Genomic DNA, 18,424 nt, shown 5'->3' with positions numbered 1-18,424 from the left:
TTGTAGCTATTGCATGACGACGACTGATCCCCTTTTGACCACCGATGTGGACGCTGGCGACAGCCCCCACTACCTGCGCGCGCTGACCGACATGGCCGACGAGCGCACGGTGGTGGCGGGTGCCGCCATCTACACCGACAACGGGATCAAGCTGGTGGAAAAGGGCGCGCGCATCGACAGCCGCCTGTACGACCGGCTGGTGCAGCACAAGCTGCGCGAGCCCATCGACAAGCACCTGAGCATCGAGAACCCCGTCACGGTGGAGGCCCTGGTGGCCGCCGGGCAGGAGCTGGCGGCGCAGGATGTTCTGGTCAATCTGCTGGCCGAGGCCATCGGCTCGGCAGCGCGGTTGCTGAGCCCGCTGCGCACCCTGCCGCTGCCCGGGCCCATCGCCTGCAAGCTCACGGTGATGCGCGACAAGCGGCCCGAGCTGTACCAGCATGGCCTGCGCATGATGATGGTGGCCGTGTTCCTGGGCCTCAAAGCCGGCATGCCCGAGCGCGATTGCGCCACGCTGGCCGCAGCCGCCCTGCTGCACGACCTGGGCGTGCTGCACATGGACCCGGCCTGGAACGACCCCGATTTCAAGGCGGTGGGCGTGCAGCGCAAGCACCTGGTGGCGCACCCGATCACGGCCATGCTCATGGTGCGCGACACCAACGCCTACCCCAAGGCGGCCGAGGAGGCGGTGCTGGAGCACCACGAGCGCATGGACGGCAGCGGCTACCCGCGCGGGCTGGCGGGCGCCGACATCTCGCCCATGGGCCGCATCCTGCTGCTGGCCGAGGTGGTGGCCGGCTTCTACGAAAAATACGAGGACATGCCGGCGCAGCGCCTGTCGCTGGTGCTGCGGCTCAACCACCGCAAGTTCCCCTCCGCCCTGGTGGTGCACATCCTGCCGCTGCTGCAGGAGGAGGTGGCGCGCGAGTCGGCACTGATGCCGCTGGGCGACGATGCGCCCCGCCAGGCGGGGCTGCTGGCCGAAGCGTTCGAGCACTGGGACCGACTCAAGAACGCCCTGCCCCCGGCCATGGTCAAGGCCATGGCCCCTGGCAGCGCGTTCGTGTTTGCCGATGCCCGGCTGATGGCGCTGCAGAAGGCGCTGGTGGAGGCGGGCTCGCACCCCCGCCAGCAGGACGAGCTGATGGCCCAGCTGCAGGGCGACACCATCGGCCTGGCCGAGGTGGCCCTGGTGGGGCGCGAGGCGCTGTTCCAGCTGCAGAGCCTGCTCAACGCCTGCCACCGCCGCTGGCCGCAGCTGGAGGAGCGCGCCACCCCAGGCGATGCGGCCGTGGCCGACTGGTGCGACTGGGCCGCACGGCGCCTATGACCAGCCAGGGGCGGCCCCAGCCCTGTCAAAAACCATAGCTGCCTGCCCTTTTGCACCATTGGCCAGCAGCCTTTTGAAGAACAAACCCCACCTGTGCCGGGCACCCGCCATGGCATGGGACAATCTGGCCCCATGACACCGCAGCAGTACGTACAACAAAAAGCCGTCGCCTCGGGCAGCAGCTTCTACTACGCCTTCCTGTTCCTGCCGGCGCCGCGGCGCGCGGCCATCACGGCGTTCTATGCGTTCTGCCGTGAAGTGGACGACGTGGTCGACGAAGTGAGCGATGCGGGCGTGGCCCGCACCAAGCTGGCCTGGTGGCAGGCCGAGGTGGCCAAGGCCTATGCCGGCCAGCCCACCCACCCGGTGATGCAGGCGCTGATGCCGCACACGGCCGACTATGGCATCGAGCAGCGCCACCTGCAGGCCGTGATCGACGGCTGCCAGATGGACCTGGAGCAGACGCGCTACCTGGACTTTGCCGGCCTGGCCCAGTACTGCCACTTGGTGGCGGGCATCGTGGGCGAGGTCACGGCACGCATCTTCGGCCAGACGGACGAGCACACCACGCAGTACGCCCACACCCTGGGCCGTGCCTTCCAGCTGACCAACATCATCCGCGACGTGGGCGAAGACGCGATGATGGGGCGCATCTACCTGCCCGTGTCGGAGCTGCAGCAGTTCGACGTGAAGGCGCACGAGATCTTGAAGCGCCAGTATTCAGACCGCTTCACCGCGCTGATGAAGTTCCAGGCCGAGCGCGCGCACCGCACCTACGACGAGGCCCTGGCCCTGCTGCCCGTCGCCGACCGCCGCGCGCAGAAGCCCGGGCTGATGATGGCCAGCATCTACCGCACGCTGCTGCGCGAGATCGAGCGCGACAACTTCCAGGTGCTGCACCAGCGCATCCGCCTCACGCCGCTGCGCAAGTTCTGGCTGGCGTGGAAGGTGCAAGCCCTCGGTCGCATGTGAGGCGCATGCACCGTCCCGCAACGCAACCGCCATGAGCCCACGCCACCTCTGCACCCGATGGCACCGCTTCGCCAGCGCGGCGCTGCTCGCCCTGGCGTTGGGATCCGCCACCGTGCCCGCCCATGCCTTCTGGGGCCTGCTGGGCAAGGCGGCAGGCGGTGCGGGCAAGGCCGCCGGGGCCGCGGGAACCGCCGGCAAGGCCGCCGGTGCGGGCACCGCAGCCGCCGCAGGCGCGGGTGCCGCCACGCTGGCCGATGACGCGGCCCGCGTGGGCGGCAAGGCCGGCGCGGCCGATGCCGCCGTGGCCCCGGCTGCGGCAGGCGCGGGCCACACGGCGCATGCGGCCAGCGCCGTCAACGCCGCGCTGCCGCCCGAGGTGGCCATGTACCTCGCCAAACCCGCCGCCAGCCTGACGGGCAGCGACACCGCAGCCATGATGGGCCTGTACCAGCGCATGGTGGCGCAGGCCGGCAAGACCGGTGATTTCAGCGTGATCGAGCGCATGCCCCAGGTGCATGGGGCCAAGACGCTGCCGCAACCCACCCACCCCGTGCCGGTGCCGGTCAAGGCCGGCGCCATGGCCCAGCCATCGCCGGCAACGGCACTCTCTGCGTCGGCGACCGCCGAGATCAGCCTGGCCGGGCTGCGCCTGCTCGCCCATGCCGCATCGGCCGGCCACCGCGCGGCGCAGAAGGAATTGCGCGAACGCTGCGCCGACCCCGCCGTGCTGCGCACCGCGCCGGCCGACGTGCAGGCCGCCTGCAAGGCAGCGGCGGCCGCCTCCAAAGCCGCCCCTGCCAAGCCCCGGCCCGCGGCCACATGAAGCAGATCGCGGTCATCGGCGCCGGCTGGGCCGGCATGGCTGCGGCCATCGCCCATGCGCAGGCTGGCCACGCCGTCACCGTGCTGGAGGCGGCGCGCACCGTGGGCGGCCGCGCCCGCGCCGTGCCGGCCACCCTGCCCGACGGCACGCCGGCCACGCTGGACAACGGCCAGCACATCCTCATCGGCGCCTACACCGAAAGCCTGCGCCTGATGCGCCTGGTGGGGGTGGATGCCGGCACCGCCCTGCTGCGCCTGCCGCTCACGCTGCAGTTCCCCGACGGCACGGGCTTGGCTCTGCCCGACCTGCCGCCGCCCCTGGACGCCTTGCTGGGCATCGCGCGTGCGCGCGGCTGGCGATGGCGCGACAGGCTCGCGCTGCTGCGCGCAGCCAGCGGCTGGCAGTTGGGTGGCTTCCGCTGCGCGCCACACACCTCGGTGGCACAGCTGTGCGCGGGCTTGCCCACGCGGCTGATGGCCGAGTTCATCGACCCGCTGTGCGTATCGGCACTCAATACTCCAGCGGCCGAGGCCAGCGGCCAGGTGTTTCTGCGCGTGCTGCAGGACAGCCTGTTCAGCGGCCGGGGGGGCTCGAATCTGCTGCTGCCGCGCATGAACCTGGGCGCGCTGTTCCCCGAGGCGGCGGCGCGCTGGCTGGCAGCGCAGCACGGCGGTGCGGTGCATGCCGGGCAGCGCGTGCAGGGCATCGCACGGCTGGCCGATGGGCGCTGGGAAGTGCAGGGCACGGACTTCGCCGGCCCCTACGAGCATGTCACGCTGGCCTGCCCACCGTGGGAGGCCAGCCGCCTCATCGCCGGCGCCACGGGCCTGCCTGCAGCGCACGACGCCACGCGCCAGCAGTGGTGTGCCGCAGCCGATGCGCTGCGCTTCGAAGCCATCACCACCGTGTATCTGCATGGCGCAGGGGCTCGCCTGGCCCAGCCCATGCTGGCGCTGCGCAACACGGCAGAGATGCCTGCGCAGTTCGTGTTCGACCGTGGGCTGCTCGACGGCCTGCACGGTGTGCTGGCCTTCGTGGTGAGTGCCAGCACCGGTGAGCGCGCGGTGGTCACCGAACAGGTGCTGCGCCAGGCAGCCGGGCAGTTGGGCCTGCCATCTCTGCAGCCGCTGCAGACCGTGGTGGAAAAACGCGCCACCTTTGCCTGCACGCCCGGCCTCGCGCGCCCCGGCATGCAGGTGGCGCCCGGCCTGGTGGCCTGCGGTGACTATGTGGACGGGCCCTACCCCGCCACGCTGGAAGGCGCCGTGCTGTGCGGCTCGGCGGCGGCCACACTGGCCCGCTGAACACCGGCCGCGGGTAAACCCCGAGACGGCAACCGCCCCGAAAACACAGGATGGGCCCCGACTGACAGCATTCCGAAAGCACGCCCGCGCCACCATCGGCGCAGGCCATTTTTTCTTTCGGGCCACCTTGCTTTCTGACGGAGACAAACCACCATGCATTCCCCCTGCGACCCGATTCTGTCCCTCCACGCCCGGCGCCGCCAGTTCCTCGCAGCCGGGGGCGCCCTGGGCCTGTCCGGCCTGCTGCCGGGCATGGCGCAGGCGCAGGCCGCCTGGCCCGCCAAGTCCATCCGCTTCGTGGTGCCCTTCGCCCCGGGCGGCAGCTCGGAGATCGTGGCGCGCTCCACCGCAGCCGAACTCTCCAAGGCCCTGGGCCAGAGCGTGTTCGTGGACAACAAGCCCGGCGCGGCAGGCAACATCGCCATGTCCGAAGTGGCGCGCGCGGACGACCAGCACACCCTGATCCTGGGCCACATCGGCACGCTGGCGGTGAACCCCTACATCTTCGACAAGCTGCCCTACGACCCGAACAAGGACTTCAAGCCCGTGAGCCTGCTGGCCAAGGTGCCCAGCCTGTACGTGGTACACCCCGACGTGCCGGCCAAGAACCTGCGCGAGTTCGTGGCCTACGTCAAATCCAAGCCCGGCAAGCTGAGCTACGGCTCGGCCGGCAATGGCAGCGCCGGCCACCTGGCGTTCGAGTACCTCAAGATGACGGCCGACATGTTCATGCTGCACGTGCCCTACCGCGGCACCGGCCCGATGATGACCGACCTGATCTCGGGCCGCGTGGACGCATCGGCCGTGGGTGCGGCGGCCATCCTGCCGTTCATCAAGTCGGGCAAGGTGCGCTGCATCGCCACCGGCTCGGCCAAGCGCCTGCCGCAGCTGCCCGACGTGGGCACGGTGGCGGAGCAGGGCTTCCCGGGCTTCGAGATGACGCAGTGGTACGGCATGCTGGCCCCGGCCAACCTGGCACCGGCCCACTTCGACAAGCTGGCCGCCGAAACCGCCAAGGCGGTGAAGGCACCCGCTTCGCTGGAGCGCCTGAACGCCGACGCCGCCGAGGCCGTTGGCGACACGCCCGCGCAGTTCGCGCAGTTCATCGCGGCCGAACAGGCGCGCTGGAAGAAGGTGCTGCTGCGCGCCAAGGTGAAACCGGACTGAGGTCCGCGCTGAGATGGCGACGCGCGGGTAGCATCCCACCACCATGCGCATCCTCCTGGCCGAAGACGAACACACCCTGGGCACCTGGCTGAGCCGGGCGCTGGAGCACGCGGGCATCCAGGTGGAATGGGTGACCGACGGCCGCCTGGCCGACCGCGCGCTGCAGCAACGCGACCATGACGCCCTGGTGCTGGACCTGGGCCTGCCCGGCCTGGACGGCCACGCCGTGCTGCAGCGCCTGCGCGCGCGCGACCAGCGCCTGCCCGCCCTGATCCTGACCGCCCGCGACTCGCTCGACGAGCGTGTGCGCTCGCTCAACGCCGGGGCCGACGACTTCCTGGCCAAGCCTTTCGAGCTGGCCGAGCTGGAGGCCCGCCTGCACGCCCTGGTGCGACGCGCGCGCGGCACCGAGCACCCGCGCCTGGCCTGCGGGCCGCTGGTGTTCGACGGGGCGCGCAAGCAGTTCGTGCTGCATGGCGAGCCGCTGGCTTTGTCGCCGCGGGAGCAGGCGGTGCTCAAGGTGCTGGTGCAGCGCAGTGGGGAGCCGTTTTCCAAGCAGCAGATTCTGGAGCGGGTGTTTTCGGATGAGGAGGATGTGCATCCCGAAGCCGTCGAGGTGTTTGTGCATCGGCTTCGCAAGAGGTTGGATGGGAGTGGGGTACGCATCACGACCTTGCGGGGGTTGGGGTATGCGTTGGAGCAGGAGTGATGGCTTCTGCTCGTTGGCTATGGTTGCTGCATGCCTTGCTTGAGGGCGGAGGCCGGGTCTCGGCCCGGCGGCCGAGGTACTTGTTCTTTGCTTCGCCAAAGAAAAGTACCCAAAAGAAAGGCGACCCCGCTGCCCGTGTCCCCCTCGCCGGAGGCGAGGGGGCAGCCTGCGATGCTCGGTCCTGGGGCGGCGCCGAAGAACTCCCTGCGCTGCCTCTGCGAGGCAGCTCCGGTCAAACAGCTTCGGCGAGCCAGACAACGATGCGCGTGTCCTTCGGCACGCGCTCACCCCAGGCCCTGCGCTTCTCGGCACGGTCAGAAGGGGGTGGGAGCGGGCTCCCTACGGGCCATTGCTTCGCTCGGCCTGTGGTCCTTCGCTGCGCTCGGCTCACCAGGGCGGCTACGCCGCCCGTCGGCAGCGCGCAGCGCGTAACCGCCCCCAGGCGCAGCTGCGCAGCAGCAGCCGTCTTTGACCCCGCTCCCCACCCCTGCTGGCTGCGCCGAGAAGCGCAGGAGCTGGGGTGGGTGCGTGTGCCGAAGGACACACGCACTTCGTGGTCTAGCTCGTCGCTGCTGTCTGAGCGGAGTTCGAAGAACGCAGCGAGTTCAGCGACGCCCACCCCAGATCCGAGCATCGCAGGCTGCCCCCGTTCGCCCGACAGGGCGAACGGGGGACGCAGACTGGGGGTCGCCTTCTCTTTGGTGACTTTCTCTTGGCGACGCAAGAGAAAGTTACTGCGCCGCCGGGCGCACATCCCGGCTCCCGCCCCTTGCAAAGGCACAGGGCACCCACGAACAGAGCCGTCCGCCCATCCGCAAGAGGACAACTGAGATGGCTCAAACAGCACAGCCCGGCACCGGCCCAAGCAGCCCCTGGGCCAGACTGCGCCGCACCAGCCTCTGGCGCCTCCTGGCCCTCCTCCTCCTCCCCGTCCTCGCATTGGTCACCTGCGTGGAGCTGTGGATGACCAGACACGACGCCCTCGAAGCCGCCAACGCCGCCTACGACCGATCATTGCTGGGCGCCCTCAAGTCCATCGACGCCAACATCTCCACAGCGTCAGGCGGCCTCTCGGCAGAACTCCCCTACACCATGCTCGAATTCTTCGAGCTCACCGCCAGCGGCCACGTGTACTTCCGCGTGGCCTCGTCCGACGGCCTGGTGGAGCTGGGCAACGCCGACCTGCCCCTGCCCCCGGGCCCGCTGGAGCCCGGCGTACCGCGCTTCTACGACGCCACGTACTTCGGTGAATCGGTGCGGCTGGCCGCCTACCGGCGCAAGGTCGATGCCAGCGACACTGCCGTACCGGCCACGGCCGACGGGCAACCCGGCATTGTGCTCGTGCAGGTGGCCGAAAGCACGCAGTCGCGCCAGGAATTCACGCGCCGCTTCGTGCAGCGCGCCGCGCTGCGCGATGGCCTGGTGCTGGCCCTCATGGTGCTGGGGGCCGCGGCCACGCTGGCCCTGGCGCTGCGCCCGCTGTCGCGCCTGGCGCGCGGCGTGCAGGAGCGCAGCCCCGACGACATGACGCCGATTGCCGACACCGACCTGCCCGCCGACATCCGCCCCCTGGTGGCCGCGGTCAACGGGCAGATGGCGCGTACCCAGGCGCTGGTGGCGCAGCAGCGGCAGTTCCTGGACGATGCCTCGCACCAACTGCGCACGCACCTGACCACGCTGCAGATGCAGATCGACTACGCACGCCGCGAACCCGACCCCGCCCAGGTGCAGGACGCCCTGGCCGCCATCGGCGGCGAGATCGCGCGTGCCACGCGCAGCACGCAGCAGCTGCTGGCGCTGGGCCGCAGCGACACGGCCGCCGTCGAGTTCGCGCCCTTCGACCTGGCAGCACTGCTGCGCACCGTGGCGCTGGAGCTGCTGCCCCCGGCACGCGCCAAGCAGATCGACTTCGGCATCCACACACCCACCCCGGAGTTCATGGCCGTGGCCGACAGCGGCCTGCTGCGCGAGGCCCTCACCAACCTGGCCGCCAATGCCATTGCCTACACGCCCGCGCACGGCACCATCACGCTGTCGGCCGCGGGCGATGCGCTGGGCTGGAGCGTGAACGTGGAAGACAACGGCCCCGGCATGGCGCCCGAGGAGCGGGCTGCGCTGGGCCAGCGCTACCGGCGCGGCTCGCAGGCGGCGGCCGGGGGCTCGGGCCTGGGCCTGGCCATCGCGCGCTCCATCGCCGAGCGGCACCGCGGTGCGCTGCGGCTGGAAGCACGGCCCAGCGGGCCGGGCCTGCTGGCGATACTCTGGTGGCCCAAGCCATGACGATCTCCAAGCCCTCCCCTGCCAACGCCCTGCACGCCCGCGCACCCTCGCGCCGCCATGTGCTGGCAACCCTGCTCGGCGGCATGGCCCCCGGCGCGCACACCACCGCGCAGGCCTCCGATGCCAGCACCGAGCCCGGCGAGTGCGTGGCCCCGTCCAAGCCCGGCGGCGGCTTCGGGCTCACCTGCGGGCTGGCGGCCGATGCCATCCAGGCCGTGCGCCCGGGCCGCGCGCCGCTGCCCACGCGCTTTCTGCCGGGCGGCATCGGCGCCGTGGCCTTCGACCAGGTGGCCACGGGGCGCCTGGGCGGGCCGGGCACGCTGGTGGCGTTCTCCAGCGGCTCACTGCTCAACATCGCGCAGGGCCGCTTCGGCCCGCACCCGGTGGGCGCCGTGCGCTTCATCGCCACCCTGGGCACCGACTACGGCGTGATCGCCGTGCACCGCGATGCGCGCTACCAAAGCCTGGCGCAGGTGACGGCGGCGCTGCAGCGCGACTCGGCGCGCGTGGTCTTCGGTGCGGGCGGAACCATCGGTAGCCAGGACTGGATCAAGGCCGCGCAACTGGTGCGCGCGGCGGGGCAGGACCACAAGAAGATGCGCTTCGTCGCCTTCGAGGGTGGGGGCGAGGCGCTCAAGGCGCTGCGCGGCGGGCACCTCGATATCTTCACCGGCGACGCGGCCGAAGCCATGCAGGCAGCGGCCCAGGGCCTGCCGCTGCGCATCCTGGCCGTGCTGGCGCCGCAGCGCCTGCAGGGCCAGCTCGCCGGCCTGCCCACCGCGCGCGAGCAGGGCATCGACCTCACCTGGCCCACCGTGCGCGGCCTGTACATGGCCGCCAGCACCCCCGACGCCGCCGTGCGCGCATGGACCAACGCCTTCGAGCAGGCCCTGGCCGCACCGGGCTACACCGCCCTGTGCAGCCGCTACGGCCTGTACCCCTTTGCGCTCACCGGCGCGGCGCTGGACAACTTCGTGCAGCGCAGCCTGCAGGACTACCGGCGCATGGCGCAGGACCTGGGGCTGCGCACCTGGCCCCGTTGATCCGTTGTTCCGTTGACAGGGCTGGCGGCGTCTTGTCGTCCCACCCGTACTGCCTGCAACGCAGCCTGGCCAGAACCGCTTCGCTGAATTCTTTTTTACCCGCTCTTATTCGTCCTGCGCCTGACCGTCATCACGCAGCCGGCGATCCAGCTTGCCACGCAGCGACTCGGTGTCTTTCAGGAACTGGTCTACGGGCACGGCGGGGGCCACGCGCAGGCCTGGCGGGAACAGGCTGCTCATGTACAGCCGGTTCGACAGGCGCATGTTGTTCAGCCACTGCGCACCCAGCCACGACGGCAATCCCAATGCCACCAGCGCAGCCAGCGTCCAGGCCAGACCCACGCGGCGGCGCGGCAGCACCGTTGACAGGTGGGCATACACCGCCCCTGCCAGCACCAGCGCCACCAGCACATTGGCAAACCGCGAAAAAGATTCCAACGAGAAGGTGAACGCCGCAAAGTTCGCCACCAGGTGCACCGCATCCACCGCCAGGGCGGCAGTGCAGGCGATGCGCACATGGCGCCAGAACCGAAGCTGGCCGCCGAACACCTTGCTGGCCACCGCCCATGCGCCCGACCAGACGCCCAGGCTGGCCAGCAGGCCAAGCACCGTGCCAGGAACAGACTTCAGATACTGCGACGCGTCCCGGGCCTCCAGCCACGCGGACCCCAATGCCGCAGCCAGCACCAGCACCATGAGCGCAGCCGTGGTGGCCACCGTGCTCCACGGAAACTGGGGCAGCGCCTGTTCGTCGGCGATGGGGGCATCGGCCAGGCGCAGCGTGACGTGGGTGTGGCCCAGGTCGATGGGAGTGCCACCCGGCCAGTCGAAGCGCTCGCCCCGGGCGTAGTGCTTGCGCTGCAGGCGTGCGCCATTGCGGGTGTGCAGGACCTCCACCTGTACCGCGCGCGGGGCATCTTCCAGGCGGTCGATGCGCAGGTGCGCAGGCGCGACGAACGGATCATCGAGCACCAGGTCACAGTCCAGGCCCCGGCCCACCGTCACGGGCCAGCGGGTGATGGCGGCGCGTGCCAGCAGTGCGCCGTGGCGGTCAAAGGCTTCGATGAGGCCGAGGGTGGGCATCATGGTGCGGCCTCCCAGCGAAACGCCTTGAGGTAGCGGTTGGCCAGCTTCATGCCGTTGTCGAAAGCGATGCCTTGCACATCCAGGCGGCCCAGGATGCCTTGCGTGGGCTGGTTGACCGAGGCTGTCAGCACGGTCATGTTGTACAGGCCGGGCAGCTTGCGGTAGGCCGACATGCAGACCACCGCCCGCAGCGGCAGGCTGCCGGAGTCCACGAAACGCTCGCTGCATTCAACGGCTGTCTGGTGGCGGTTGCCACGCGTCTGGAAGCGCTCGTTGGCAAAGCTTTGCGAGAACACCCGGGCAAACCGCGCCGCGCCCAAGGTGGGGGCGTTGTAGGCCTCATAGGCCAGGCGCACGGTGCCGGTGCTGTAGTCGCCGGCCACGACATCGCTGTCGGCCTGGCACTGCGTCCGCTCCAGGTTCAAACCCGGAAAGTTCGGGTCGCGCCCCGCTCCCCAGCACCGCGCCAGCGCGTCATCGGGCACCGGCACCCGGTAGTTGCCGTGGCGTTGCTCACGAAAGGGGGCTTTCAGAAACCGCTCGGTCAGCACCTGCTGGTGCCCTGTCAGTTGCCTTGTCATCTCCGCGTACGCGGGCTGCGTGATGGGCTCTGCACTGGCCGCGCGCTGCACCAGCACCTGGGCAAACTCGGCGGGGATCAGGAAGCTGACCTGCTCGCCATCGAGCCGCTTGGCCACGTTGACGCCCAGCACCCGCCCCGAATCGTCCACCGAGGGGCCGCCGCTCATGCCGGGGTTGAGCGTGCCACCAAAGAAAATCCGCGGATAGAAGCTGCGCCGCACCAGCCCGTTGTAGGTGCCCTCTGTGACTGCAAAGCCGATATCCAGCGGGTTGCCCAGCGAGTAGATGCGCTCGCCCTGTGCCAGAGCCTCTGCGGCGGGCCGAAAGCTCAGCACCGGCGCCGCTGCGGTGCGGGCCTTGGCGCGCAGCACCGCCAGGTCGCGCTGCACGTCGAACACCAGCAGCTCGACCTCCCCCTCCTGCCCCTCCATCGTGACGTACACGCCGCGGTAACGCTCGGGCTCCAGCGCCAACTGGCTGGCCACATGGAAGTTGGTGACGATCAGGCCGTCCGCAGAGACAAAGAAGCCTGAGCCGATCGACGCCTGGGTGTCGGCATTGCGCAGCAGCGTGCGGATCTGCACCAGCTTGTCGCGCGACAGCTCATAGATGCGCCGGGCATCGCGGGACAGGGGTGCAGCGGGCACCGCAGCGGCACCGGCCGCCGCCGCTGTCGCCGATACGGCCGCACTGCTGTCCACCGGCTCGACACCCGCTGCCGCGGGCGGCATCGCCTTGGATGCCGGCGGCGCAGGCGATGCCGCGCCTGTGGCGCGAATGGCGGGCGCGGTGGCAGTCGCAGCCACGGCCGTGGGGGCAGTCGCAGGGTGGGGTGCATTCTGGGCGCGGGCCACCGCACAGGCCAGCACAAGAAGGGGTACAGCGGCAAGCCGCAGCGGCCAGGTCAAAAGGAAAGGCATCGCGGTATTCTATGAACGCTCTGCACCGCACCCACGCGGTACGGGCAGTTCAGGGTTGCGGCCCATCCGGGCGGACATCGCCCTTACAAGGTGCGCCCCAGTGCCCCCAGCAACCTGGCGCTCACCTCGGCGGCATCGGGCGCGTCGAACTGCATGTTGTGCTGGTCCGTCAGCGGGCCGTGGCCCGGTTCCATGCCTCCGGCAGCGTCGTAGCCCATGGCCTTGAACTTCCAGGTCCCGCCCACCTTTTTGAGCGAGCCCACATGGGCGCCAGTGGCCGTGTGCACGGCCACCACGGCGGCATTGACGGGCAACAACTGCAAGGGGCCCGCCAAAGGGCCGGGCGGCACGTGGAAGAAGGTGGGTTTGAAGATGGGCGGCTGGGACGGACTCTGGGACATGGGGTGTTTGTATCTCAAAAAGCGTACCTCCCACCTGCAACCCGGAATGCCGCGCTTCAGCCGCAGATACCAGGCGCGCCCTGCCCGGCGGCATCGGGGCAGGACCTGGCGCTGCACACTTGACCGCGTTAGCCGATTGCCAGTTCTGGCCTATTGGTTGACAGAACGGCCGATGCAATCACCCATTTGTGTGAAGTACCGCACACTTACCAAATAGTAAAAGTCTGCAACCGCGCGCCAGAGCCCCCATCCGTGTGGATACTGGCGTCTCCACAAAAACCGGCTCAACGGCGAAGGGAGGCCAGGGCCTGCAACAGGCCCCGGCTGGATCGCTCGTGATGTGCCCGACCACCATGACATCCTGGATCGCCACCCTGTGCCTGGCTGCGGCCTCGGCACTCACTGCCACGGCCGCCAGCGCGGCCATGTTCACCATTCCCGATGCGGGCGTGTCCTTCAACGCGCCCGAGGGCTTCACCCAGCTCACCGCGGAAGAGATCGGCAACAAGTACCCGTCCAACCGCGCGCCCAACTTCGTGGTGGGCAACGCCCGGCGCACCACCACCATCGCCTTCGACCTCAAGCCCCAGGGCCTGCCCAAGGACAAGCTGCCCCAGGCCAAGGCCTCGTTCGAAACCCTGTTCGACCGCATCATTCCCGGCATCGAGTGGAAGGAAAAGAAGCTTCTGGACATGCAGGGCCAGCAGTGGATCTACTTCGAGATGACTTCGCGCGCCATCGACACCGACATCTACAACATCATGATGGTCACCCCCCACCGGGGCAAGATGCTGGTCTTCAATTTCAATTCCACCAAGAGCGAGTTTCCGTCGGTGGAGAAAGAGCTGAGGAAGAGCCTGCAGACGATTTCAGTAGCCGGAGCGGGCGAGTAGCCGCCTGGCGGCAATACCGGCCCATGACCCGTCGCAAGGCATGCAGGACGGGCATTTATCCTACCCGCAGCGGGCCGGCATGCAGGCACAGTCGAGCGCCTGTCCGTCCACAGCAGCCCGAGGAGAGCGACCATGGCGACAAATGGTGACCCGGAACTCACGCCCGCTGCCCAGCTGGCCGAACAAGCCAAGACCCCTTTCCCCGGCGCATCCCCCGAATACGAGGCCGCGCGCCAGGCCCTGCTGGCCGAGGAAATCGAGTTCCGCCGCCACATGACCCGCCTGGTTGCGCAACGCCAGGCCCTGCCTCCGGGCCCGGTGATCACCAAGGACTACCGCTTCAAGGACGAGCAGGGCTTCGATGCCGGGCTCATCGACCTGTTCGGCGACAAGGACACGCTGGTGACGTATTTCTGGATGTACGGCCCGCAGCGCCAGCGCCCCTGCCCCATGTGTACCAACTGGCTCGGCTCGGTGGAGGGCAATGCCGCCGACATCAAGCAGCGCGTGGCCCTCAAGATCCTGGGCCGCTCGCCCGTGGAACGCCAGTACGCCTTCGCGCAGGAGCGCGGCTGGCGCGACCTCAATTTCGTGCAGACCGTGGGCGACGACTACGCCAACGACCTGGGCATCCTGATGGACGATGGCAGCGAGTACCCGGCGCTGGTGGTCTTCCAGCGCGACGGCGACCAGGTGCGCCTGTTCTGGGCCAGCGAGATGACCCAGGAGATGGCCGACCCGGGCCAGGACCCGCGCGATGCGCCGGACATTGCGGCGCTGTGGTCGGTGCTGGACCTGACGCCCGGGGGGCGGCCTGCGGCCTGGTATCCGAAGCTGCAGTACTGAGAGGCTGAGAATCTTTCGTCCATGCCCGCCTTGCACGCCAAAACACCCCGGCTCGTCGTTGCAAATGCTCGCCATAGCCCGAGCTATGGCTGTGCTTTGCGCCTAGATCCAGAGCGTTGTGACGCGCCCCTCGGACACGGCCAAAAAATTCCCAGCCTCTGAGCCGCGTCTCTACCCGGCGTCGGCAGATCGCTGCGGTGCAGCGGGCCCCGCCAGCATCTTGCGCTCACGCCACGCCTGCTGCACGAACGGGTCCGTCACCGCATAGGTGCCATGGCCCTTGCGCACGATGAGGTTGGCGTCGCGCAGTTCTTCCGACACGCGCTGCACCTGATCCGCCGTGACCTCGCGGCCCACGGTGGCCGCATAGTCGGCCAGGGCGTCGGCAGTGAAGAGGCCGGTCGCATCGCCCTCCACGCGCGCCACGCGGTCGAAGATGGCGCCGGCCAGCACACCCAGGTCTTCGAGCTTGCGCAGTTCCACATCGGCCGCCGCGCCCTTGAGGGTGGAGGCGATCACCGGCAGCAGGCGGTCGGCCTCGGCGGGGTCCTCGCGCTGCAATTGGCGCAATGCCCGGATCAGCTCTTCGGGCCGGCGGCCCAGCAGGTTGAAGGCGGCAGTCGCCACGGGCAGGCTGGGCAGCACGGGAGCGCCCTCCTGCGCAATGCCCTGCAGCACATAGGCCACGTAGTCACCATCGAGCGTGGGGTATTCGACCGAGGTGGCGCCGGCAAAGGCGTGCTTGCCCTGCAGCGTCATGCCCACCACCTGGGCGCGGTGCGAGCCGGTGCCGATGAAGAGGAAATGCCCCGGGGTGTCCGGCCGCGGGTTGATGGCATCGCGCGCGGCCTTGATGGCCAGCAGCATCTGCGCGCCATCGTCGCCGGCCAGGGCCTGCTGCACTTCGTCCACGATCAGGACCAGGTCGGTGCGGGCCAGTTCGATCACTTCGGTGAGCGCCTGTGCCAGCGTGACCCCGCCCTTGGCCCCCACCTCATTGAGCTGAAAGCCGAACTTGAAGCCCGCCGCGCCCACGTCCACGCCCTTGAGCCGCGCCAGGCGGCCCAGCACGCCCGAGCCCGGCGCCTGCAGGTCGGCCAGCGCACGGCGGATGGCCGCGTGCACCAGGGTGGCCGGGTCGGCCTTGGTGTCGGCCCACAGGTCGACATAGATGACGATGGCGCCCTTGGCCTCCAGCGCGGGGATCAGGTCCTGGCGCAGAAAGGTCGTCTTGCCGGTGCGCCGCAGGCCCGACAGGAACAGGCCCGAGCGCAGCCCCTGGTCGAGCAGGCCAGGCTCCAGCAGCTGTTTGGCCATCTGTTCGGCCAGTGCGGGGCGGTGGAAAAGGTCCATTTAGCGTATTTTAGTCAAAACTGATAATTAGCACAAATGACTAAATAGACCCAAACCGGACAACTGGGCATGGGCGCGCCATCACACGGCCAGCAACACCCGCCACACCGGCAGCTCTTCCCCTGCTACCGGTTCCGCCACGATGCCATTGGCCACCACGCCATCGTCGCTCTCGGCCTCGCAGGCCACCACCGCGATGGCGCCGTAGCGCTGGCCGGTGGGCACCACGCACCAGCCTTCGGGCAGGGCGCGCTGCGTGCGCTGGTGGGTCGCCTGCCAGTGGGTGCTGGCCTGGGCTTCGAGGATGGCGGGGCCGGGCTCGGCCACAGGCTGCTGCATCACGGGCACTTCCACCTCCAGTACGGTACCGGCCGCCACGGGCGCGGTCTGCAGGCCATGGCCCTGCAGCCAGTCGGCCACGGCCTGCGGCATCGCGTAGGCCCAGGGACGCTGCACGGTGGCGGTGGGCACGAAGTGGGCGTAGTGCGGCACCTGCACGCTGATGGGGGCGCCTGTCAGGGTATAGGGCTCGCGCGTGAGCACTTCCACGGTGGTATCGGGCACGGCTTCGAGCGCATAGCGGATGGCGACCTGCTCGGGTGGCTCCGCGCAGGCAGCGAGCAGGTCGACGATCTCCTGGCCGTTGGCGGCGGCATAGACCAATGCCTCGCGCAGCACGGCGTAGGTCACCTCCACGCGCTCCTGGTAGCTGATGTACGAGTAGGCCTCCAGCAGCACGTCGAGCCGGTTGGTCAGGCCGCGGTAGTTGCAGCCAAATCGCGGGTGGTGGGTGTAGGTGATCCAGCCCTGGCCCTGGCCGCCCTCGTCGCGCACGAAGTTGCCGTACCAGAAGGTGTCCAGGCCCTCGGTGCGCTTCACTGCGGCCTGCACGGCGGGCATCATGCGATCGCGCATATAGGCCACGGGCTCGGCGCGGCCCGTGTGCTCCGTATGGGGGATGTCGTAGGTCAGCGCAAAGCGGTGGATGGAGCCGTTGGTGGCATGGCAATCCAGCGTGAGGTGCGGGTTCCACGGCTGGCACACGCGCTGCTGCAGCAGGCGCATTTCGGGGGCCTGCTGGCGCATGTAGTCGCGGTTGAGGTTCACGCCCGCGGCGTTGGTGCGCGTGCCCACCAGGGCCGGGCCGTCCTGCCCGCGCAGGTGGGCGATGTCCAGCGGCCGGTGGTCGGCGCTCATGCGGTCATTGCCATCGGGGTTGAACAGCGGCACCACCACCAGCACGGTGCGCGCGAGCAACTCGTCGCCATGGTCGCCGCGCAGCAGGTTGCGCACCAGCATGAGCACGCCCTCCTTGCCCTCCACCTCGCCGGCATGGATGCCGCAGATGATCAGCACCACGGGCAGGCCGCTGGCCTGCGCGGCCTCTGGCGTGTGGTGACCCTGGGCCGACAGCACCAGCAGCGGCAGTTGCCGCCCCTCGGGCGAGCTGCCGAAGTCGGTGATGTGCAGGCGCTTGTCGCCCAGGGCCGCCAAGCCCTGGACGTAGGCCATCACATCGGCATGGGTGGAGGTCTCGGTGTAGCCGCTGGTTTCGGCGCGGGTGAGCAATGGGGTGGTCGTGGATGAAGACATGGCCCGGATGTTAGAGCCAGTTGCGCCAAGCGCACCATCACCACTGTGTCGCAAACGGTCTCACCGCTCCAGCCACCACTGGATCAAGACCTTGGCGATGAAACCGATGAAGCCCACGCCCAGCCCCAGGAACAGCACGAAGGTGCCGAAGCGCCCGGCCTTGGACTCCCATGCCAGCTGGCCGATGATGAACAGCATGTAGGCGATGAAGGCGCCTATGCCGTAGGTGAGGAAGAAGCCCGAGATCTGCGCCTCGGTGAAGCCGAAGATCATGGCTGCTCCATCGTGTCGGCAGCATCGCGCTCCGGCAGGCCCGAGGCATCCACCAGGTCACGGTAGGCATGCCAGCTGGCGTGACCCAGCATGGGCAGCACGGCGATCAGCCCCAGCAGCAGCGATGCCAGGCCGAGCAAGGTGAAACCCAGGATCAGCGCCGCCCACAGGGCCATGGGCAAGGGGTTGGCCAGCACCGCCTGCCAGCCCGTGAGCACAGCCTGGCGCAGCGTGGCGCGCCGGTCCAGCAGCAGCGGCATGGCCACCACGCTGGAGGCAAAGATGGGCGCCGCCAGCAGGCTGCCCAGCGCCAGCCACAGTGCGAACAGGCGGCTGTCGGGCGCCAGCACCACATGGTGCATGAAGTCGAGCGGCGTGAGGATGGGCACCGGCGCCAGCAGCGTGATCAGCGCCGCCGAGGTGACGACCCAGCCGGTGGCCGCCAGCGCCAGCAGCAGGCCGAACTGCACCAGGCACCAGTAGCCGTGGCCACCCCATCTGGCGGGGTGGCTGCGCTGCCAGTCGAGCCAGGTGCAGCGCACCAGGGCCAGGTTGGCGGGCTCGCCACGCTCCAGCGCCCGGCTCAGCGCATACAGGCTGGTGGCCAGCACCGGTGCCACCACCAGAAACCCCGACAGCGCCCCGGCCAGCAGCCAGAAGCGGTGGTGCGCCACGGCCAGCAGAGCCCCGCCGAACAGCGCCACCGCCAGGCCGTGCGCAAAGCTGAGCCAGCCGGTGCGCACCATGTCGCGCCAGGCCAGTGCCAACCAGGCCAGCGGCTGCATGGGCCCGATGGTGCGCACGGGCGGCAGGTACGGACGGGGCTTTGGGCGCATGGTGGCCCGAGTC

17 protein-coding genes are annotated in these 18,424 nt (G+C 69.5%); 10 read left to right on the top strand and 7 right to left on the bottom strand.

Translation table 11 applies throughout. The features are described 5' to 3' along the window. The first annotated feature begins 13 nt into the window (after positions 1-13). From U5N23_RS11890 to U5N23_RS11855, 8 genes are all read left to right on the top strand, one after another. A complete protein-coding gene (locus U5N23_RS11890) occupies positions 14-1,330 on the top strand; it encodes an HD-GYP domain-containing protein (RefSeq protein WP_322593018.1) in 1,317 nt (438 codons plus the stop codon). A gap of 132 nt (positions 1,331-1,462) precedes the next feature. Then, positions 1,463-2,302, top strand: a complete 840-nt coding sequence (gene hpnD, locus U5N23_RS11885) for a presqualene diphosphate synthase HpnD (RefSeq protein ID WP_322593017.1) — start codon at positions 1,463-1,465, stop codon at positions 2,300-2,302. A 31-nt stretch (positions 2,303-2,333) separates the two neighbouring features. Beyond that, the gene (locus U5N23_RS11880) at positions 2,334-3,125 is read left to right on the top strand and encodes a hypothetical protein (protein WP_322593016.1); all 792 of its coding nucleotides are present in this window, start codon (positions 2,334-2,336) and stop codon (positions 3,123-3,125) included. Next, positions 3,122-4,429: a hydroxysqualene dehydroxylase HpnE gene (gene hpnE / locus U5N23_RS11875; protein ID WP_322593015.1), complete on the top strand. Its 1,308-nt coding sequence runs from the start codon at positions 3,122-3,124 to the stop codon at positions 4,427-4,429. The genes U5N23_RS11880 and hpnE overlap by 4 nt, the downstream gene beginning before the upstream one ends. Before the next feature lie 153 nt (positions 4,430-4,582). Beyond that, complete coding sequence (locus U5N23_RS11870; RefSeq protein ID WP_322593014.1) at positions 4,583-5,596, top strand: tripartite tricarboxylate transporter substrate binding protein; 1,014 nt, start codon at positions 4,583-4,585, stop codon at positions 5,594-5,596. Positions 5,597-5,639: 43 nt separating this feature from the next. Beyond that, positions 5,640-6,305: a response regulator gene (locus U5N23_RS11865; RefSeq protein WP_322593013.1), complete on the top strand. Its 666-nt coding sequence runs from the start codon at positions 5,640-5,642 to the stop codon at positions 6,303-6,305. Between the two features lie 831 nt (positions 6,306-7,136). Continuing rightward, a complete protein-coding gene (locus U5N23_RS11860; protein ID WP_322593012.1) occupies positions 7,137-8,585 on the top strand; it encodes a sensor histidine kinase in 1,449 nt (482 codons plus the stop codon). Continuing rightward, positions 8,582-9,628, top strand: coding sequence for a Bug family tripartite tricarboxylate transporter substrate binding protein (locus U5N23_RS11855; RefSeq protein ID WP_322593011.1), 1,047 nt, complete (start codon positions 8,582-8,584; stop codon positions 9,626-9,628). Before U5N23_RS11860 ends, U5N23_RS11855 begins: the two co-directional genes overlap by 4 nt. 105 nt (positions 9,629-9,733) lie before the next feature. Here the strand turns inward: U5N23_RS11855 and U5N23_RS11850 are convergent, their stop codons facing one another. From U5N23_RS11850 to U5N23_RS11840, 3 genes are all read right to left on the bottom strand, one after another. Further along, entirely contained in the window at positions 9,734-10,714 is a 981-nt protein-coding gene (locus U5N23_RS11850) for an FHA domain-containing protein (protein WP_322593010.1), read from the bottom strand. After that, complete coding sequence (locus U5N23_RS11845; protein ID WP_322593009.1) at positions 10,711-12,216, bottom strand: serine protease; 1,506 nt, start codon at positions 12,214-12,216, stop codon at positions 10,711-10,713. The genes U5N23_RS11850 and U5N23_RS11845 overlap by 4 nt, the downstream gene beginning before the upstream one ends. Before the next feature lie 83 nt (positions 12,217-12,299). Beyond that, positions 12,300-12,617, bottom strand: coding sequence for a hypothetical protein (locus tag U5N23_RS11840; protein WP_322593008.1), 318 nt, complete (start codon positions 12,615-12,617; stop codon positions 12,300-12,302). Between the two features lie 353 nt (positions 12,618-12,970). Here U5N23_RS11840 and U5N23_RS11835 point away from each other — a divergent pair, with 353 nt between their 5' ends. Together U5N23_RS11835 and U5N23_RS11830 are read left to right on the top strand one after the other, a co-directional pair. Further along, positions 12,971-13,510 carry a hypothetical protein gene (locus tag U5N23_RS11835; protein WP_322593007.1) on the top strand — a complete coding sequence of 180 codons (540 nt, stop codon included), beginning with the start codon at positions 12,971-12,973 and terminating at the stop codon, positions 13,508-13,510. 132 nt (positions 13,511-13,642) lie between these two features. Continuing rightward, positions 13,643-14,356 (top strand): DUF899 family protein, encoded by a 714-nt coding sequence (locus tag U5N23_RS11830; protein ID WP_322593006.1) that lies wholly within the window; start codon positions 13,643-13,645, stop codon positions 14,354-14,356. 171 nt (positions 14,357-14,527) lie between these two features. Here the strand turns inward: U5N23_RS11830 and U5N23_RS11825 are convergent, their stop codons facing one another. The 4 genes from U5N23_RS11825 to U5N23_RS11810 form a co-directional block, all read right to left on the bottom strand. Beyond that, entirely contained in the window at positions 14,528-15,709 is a 1,182-nt protein-coding gene (locus U5N23_RS11825; RefSeq protein ID WP_322593005.1) for an ATP-binding protein, read from the bottom strand. Between the two features lie 81 nt (positions 15,710-15,790). After that, a complete protein-coding gene (locus tag U5N23_RS11820) occupies positions 15,791-17,302 on the bottom strand; it encodes a M14 family metallopeptidase (RefSeq protein WP_322593004.1) in 1,512 nt (503 codons plus the stop codon). 60 nt (positions 17,303-17,362) lie between these two features. Further along, entirely contained in the window at positions 17,363-17,575 is a 213-nt protein-coding gene (locus U5N23_RS11815) for a DUF2788 domain-containing protein (protein WP_057200989.1), read from the bottom strand. Beyond that, positions 17,572-18,411 (bottom strand): DUF2189 domain-containing protein, encoded by an 840-nt coding sequence (locus U5N23_RS11810; RefSeq protein ID WP_322593003.1) that lies wholly within the window; start codon positions 18,409-18,411, stop codon positions 17,572-17,574. Before U5N23_RS11810 ends, U5N23_RS11815 begins: the two co-directional genes overlap by 4 nt. Positions 18,412-18,424 lie beyond the last annotated feature (13 nt).

Origin of the sequence: Acidovorax sp., from assembly GCF_034519795.1 — a bacterium.
Lineage (GTDB): Bacteria > Pseudomonadota > Gammaproteobacteria > Burkholderiales > Burkholderiaceae_C > Acidovorax.
The sequence above is the reverse complement of the archived record's forward strand: the minus strand, read 5'-3'. Positions and strand labels throughout refer to the sequence as shown.

What these genes read in the sequence shown, in the direction of transcription:
- U5N23_RS11890 (WP_322593018.1), top strand. Translation starts at nt 14, where the DNA reads ATGACGACGACTGATCCCCTTTTGACCACCGATGTGGACGCTGGCGAC.
- hpnD (WP_322593017.1), top strand. Translation starts at nt 1,463, where the DNA reads ATGACACCGCAGCAGTACGTACAACAAAAAGCCGTCGCCTCGGGCAGC.
- U5N23_RS11880 (WP_322593016.1), top strand. Translation starts at nt 2,334, where the DNA reads ATGAGCCCACGCCACCTCTGCACCCGATGGCACCGCTTCGCCAGCGCG.
- hpnE (WP_322593015.1), top strand. Translation starts at nt 3,122, where the DNA reads ATGAAGCAGATCGCGGTCATCGGCGCCGGCTGGGCCGGCATGGCTGCG.
- U5N23_RS11870 (WP_322593014.1), top strand. Translation starts at nt 4,583, where the DNA reads ATGCATTCCCCCTGCGACCCGATTCTGTCCCTCCACGCCCGGCGCCGC.
- U5N23_RS11865 (WP_322593013.1), top strand. Translation starts at nt 5,640, where the DNA reads ATGCGCATCCTCCTGGCCGAAGACGAACACACCCTGGGCACCTGGCTG.
- U5N23_RS11860 (WP_322593012.1), top strand. Translation starts at nt 7,137, where the DNA reads ATGGCTCAAACAGCACAGCCCGGCACCGGCCCAAGCAGCCCCTGGGCC.
- U5N23_RS11855 (WP_322593011.1), top strand. Translation starts at nt 8,582, where the DNA reads ATGACGATCTCCAAGCCCTCCCCTGCCAACGCCCTGCACGCCCGCGCA.
- U5N23_RS11850 (WP_322593010.1), bottom strand. Translation starts at nt 10,714, where the DNA reads ATGATGCCCACCCTCGGCCTCATCGAAGCCTTTGACCGCCACGGCGCA.
- U5N23_RS11845 (WP_322593009.1), bottom strand. Translation starts at nt 12,216, where the DNA reads ATGCCTTTCCTTTTGACCTGGCCGCTGCGGCTTGCCGCTGTACCCCTT.
- U5N23_RS11840 (WP_322593008.1), bottom strand. Translation starts at nt 12,617, where the DNA reads ATGTCCCAGAGTCCGTCCCAGCCGCCCATCTTCAAACCCACCTTCTTC.
- U5N23_RS11835 (WP_322593007.1), top strand. Translation starts at nt 12,971, where the DNA reads ATGACATCCTGGATCGCCACCCTGTGCCTGGCTGCGGCCTCGGCACTC.
- U5N23_RS11830 (WP_322593006.1), top strand. Translation starts at nt 13,643, where the DNA reads ATGGCGACAAATGGTGACCCGGAACTCACGCCCGCTGCCCAGCTGGCC.
- U5N23_RS11825 (WP_322593005.1), bottom strand. Translation starts at nt 15,709, where the DNA reads ATGGACCTTTTCCACCGCCCCGCACTGGCCGAACAGATGGCCAAACAG.
- U5N23_RS11820 (WP_322593004.1), bottom strand. Translation starts at nt 17,302, where the DNA reads ATGTCTTCATCCACGACCACCCCATTGCTCACCCGCGCCGAAACCAGC.
- U5N23_RS11815 (WP_057200989.1), bottom strand. Translation starts at nt 17,575, where the DNA reads ATGATCTTCGGCTTCACCGAGGCGCAGATCTCGGGCTTCTTCCTCACC.
- U5N23_RS11810 (WP_322593003.1), bottom strand. Translation starts at nt 18,411, where the DNA reads ATGCGCCCAAAGCCCCGTCCGTACCTGCCGCCCGTGCGCACCATCGGG.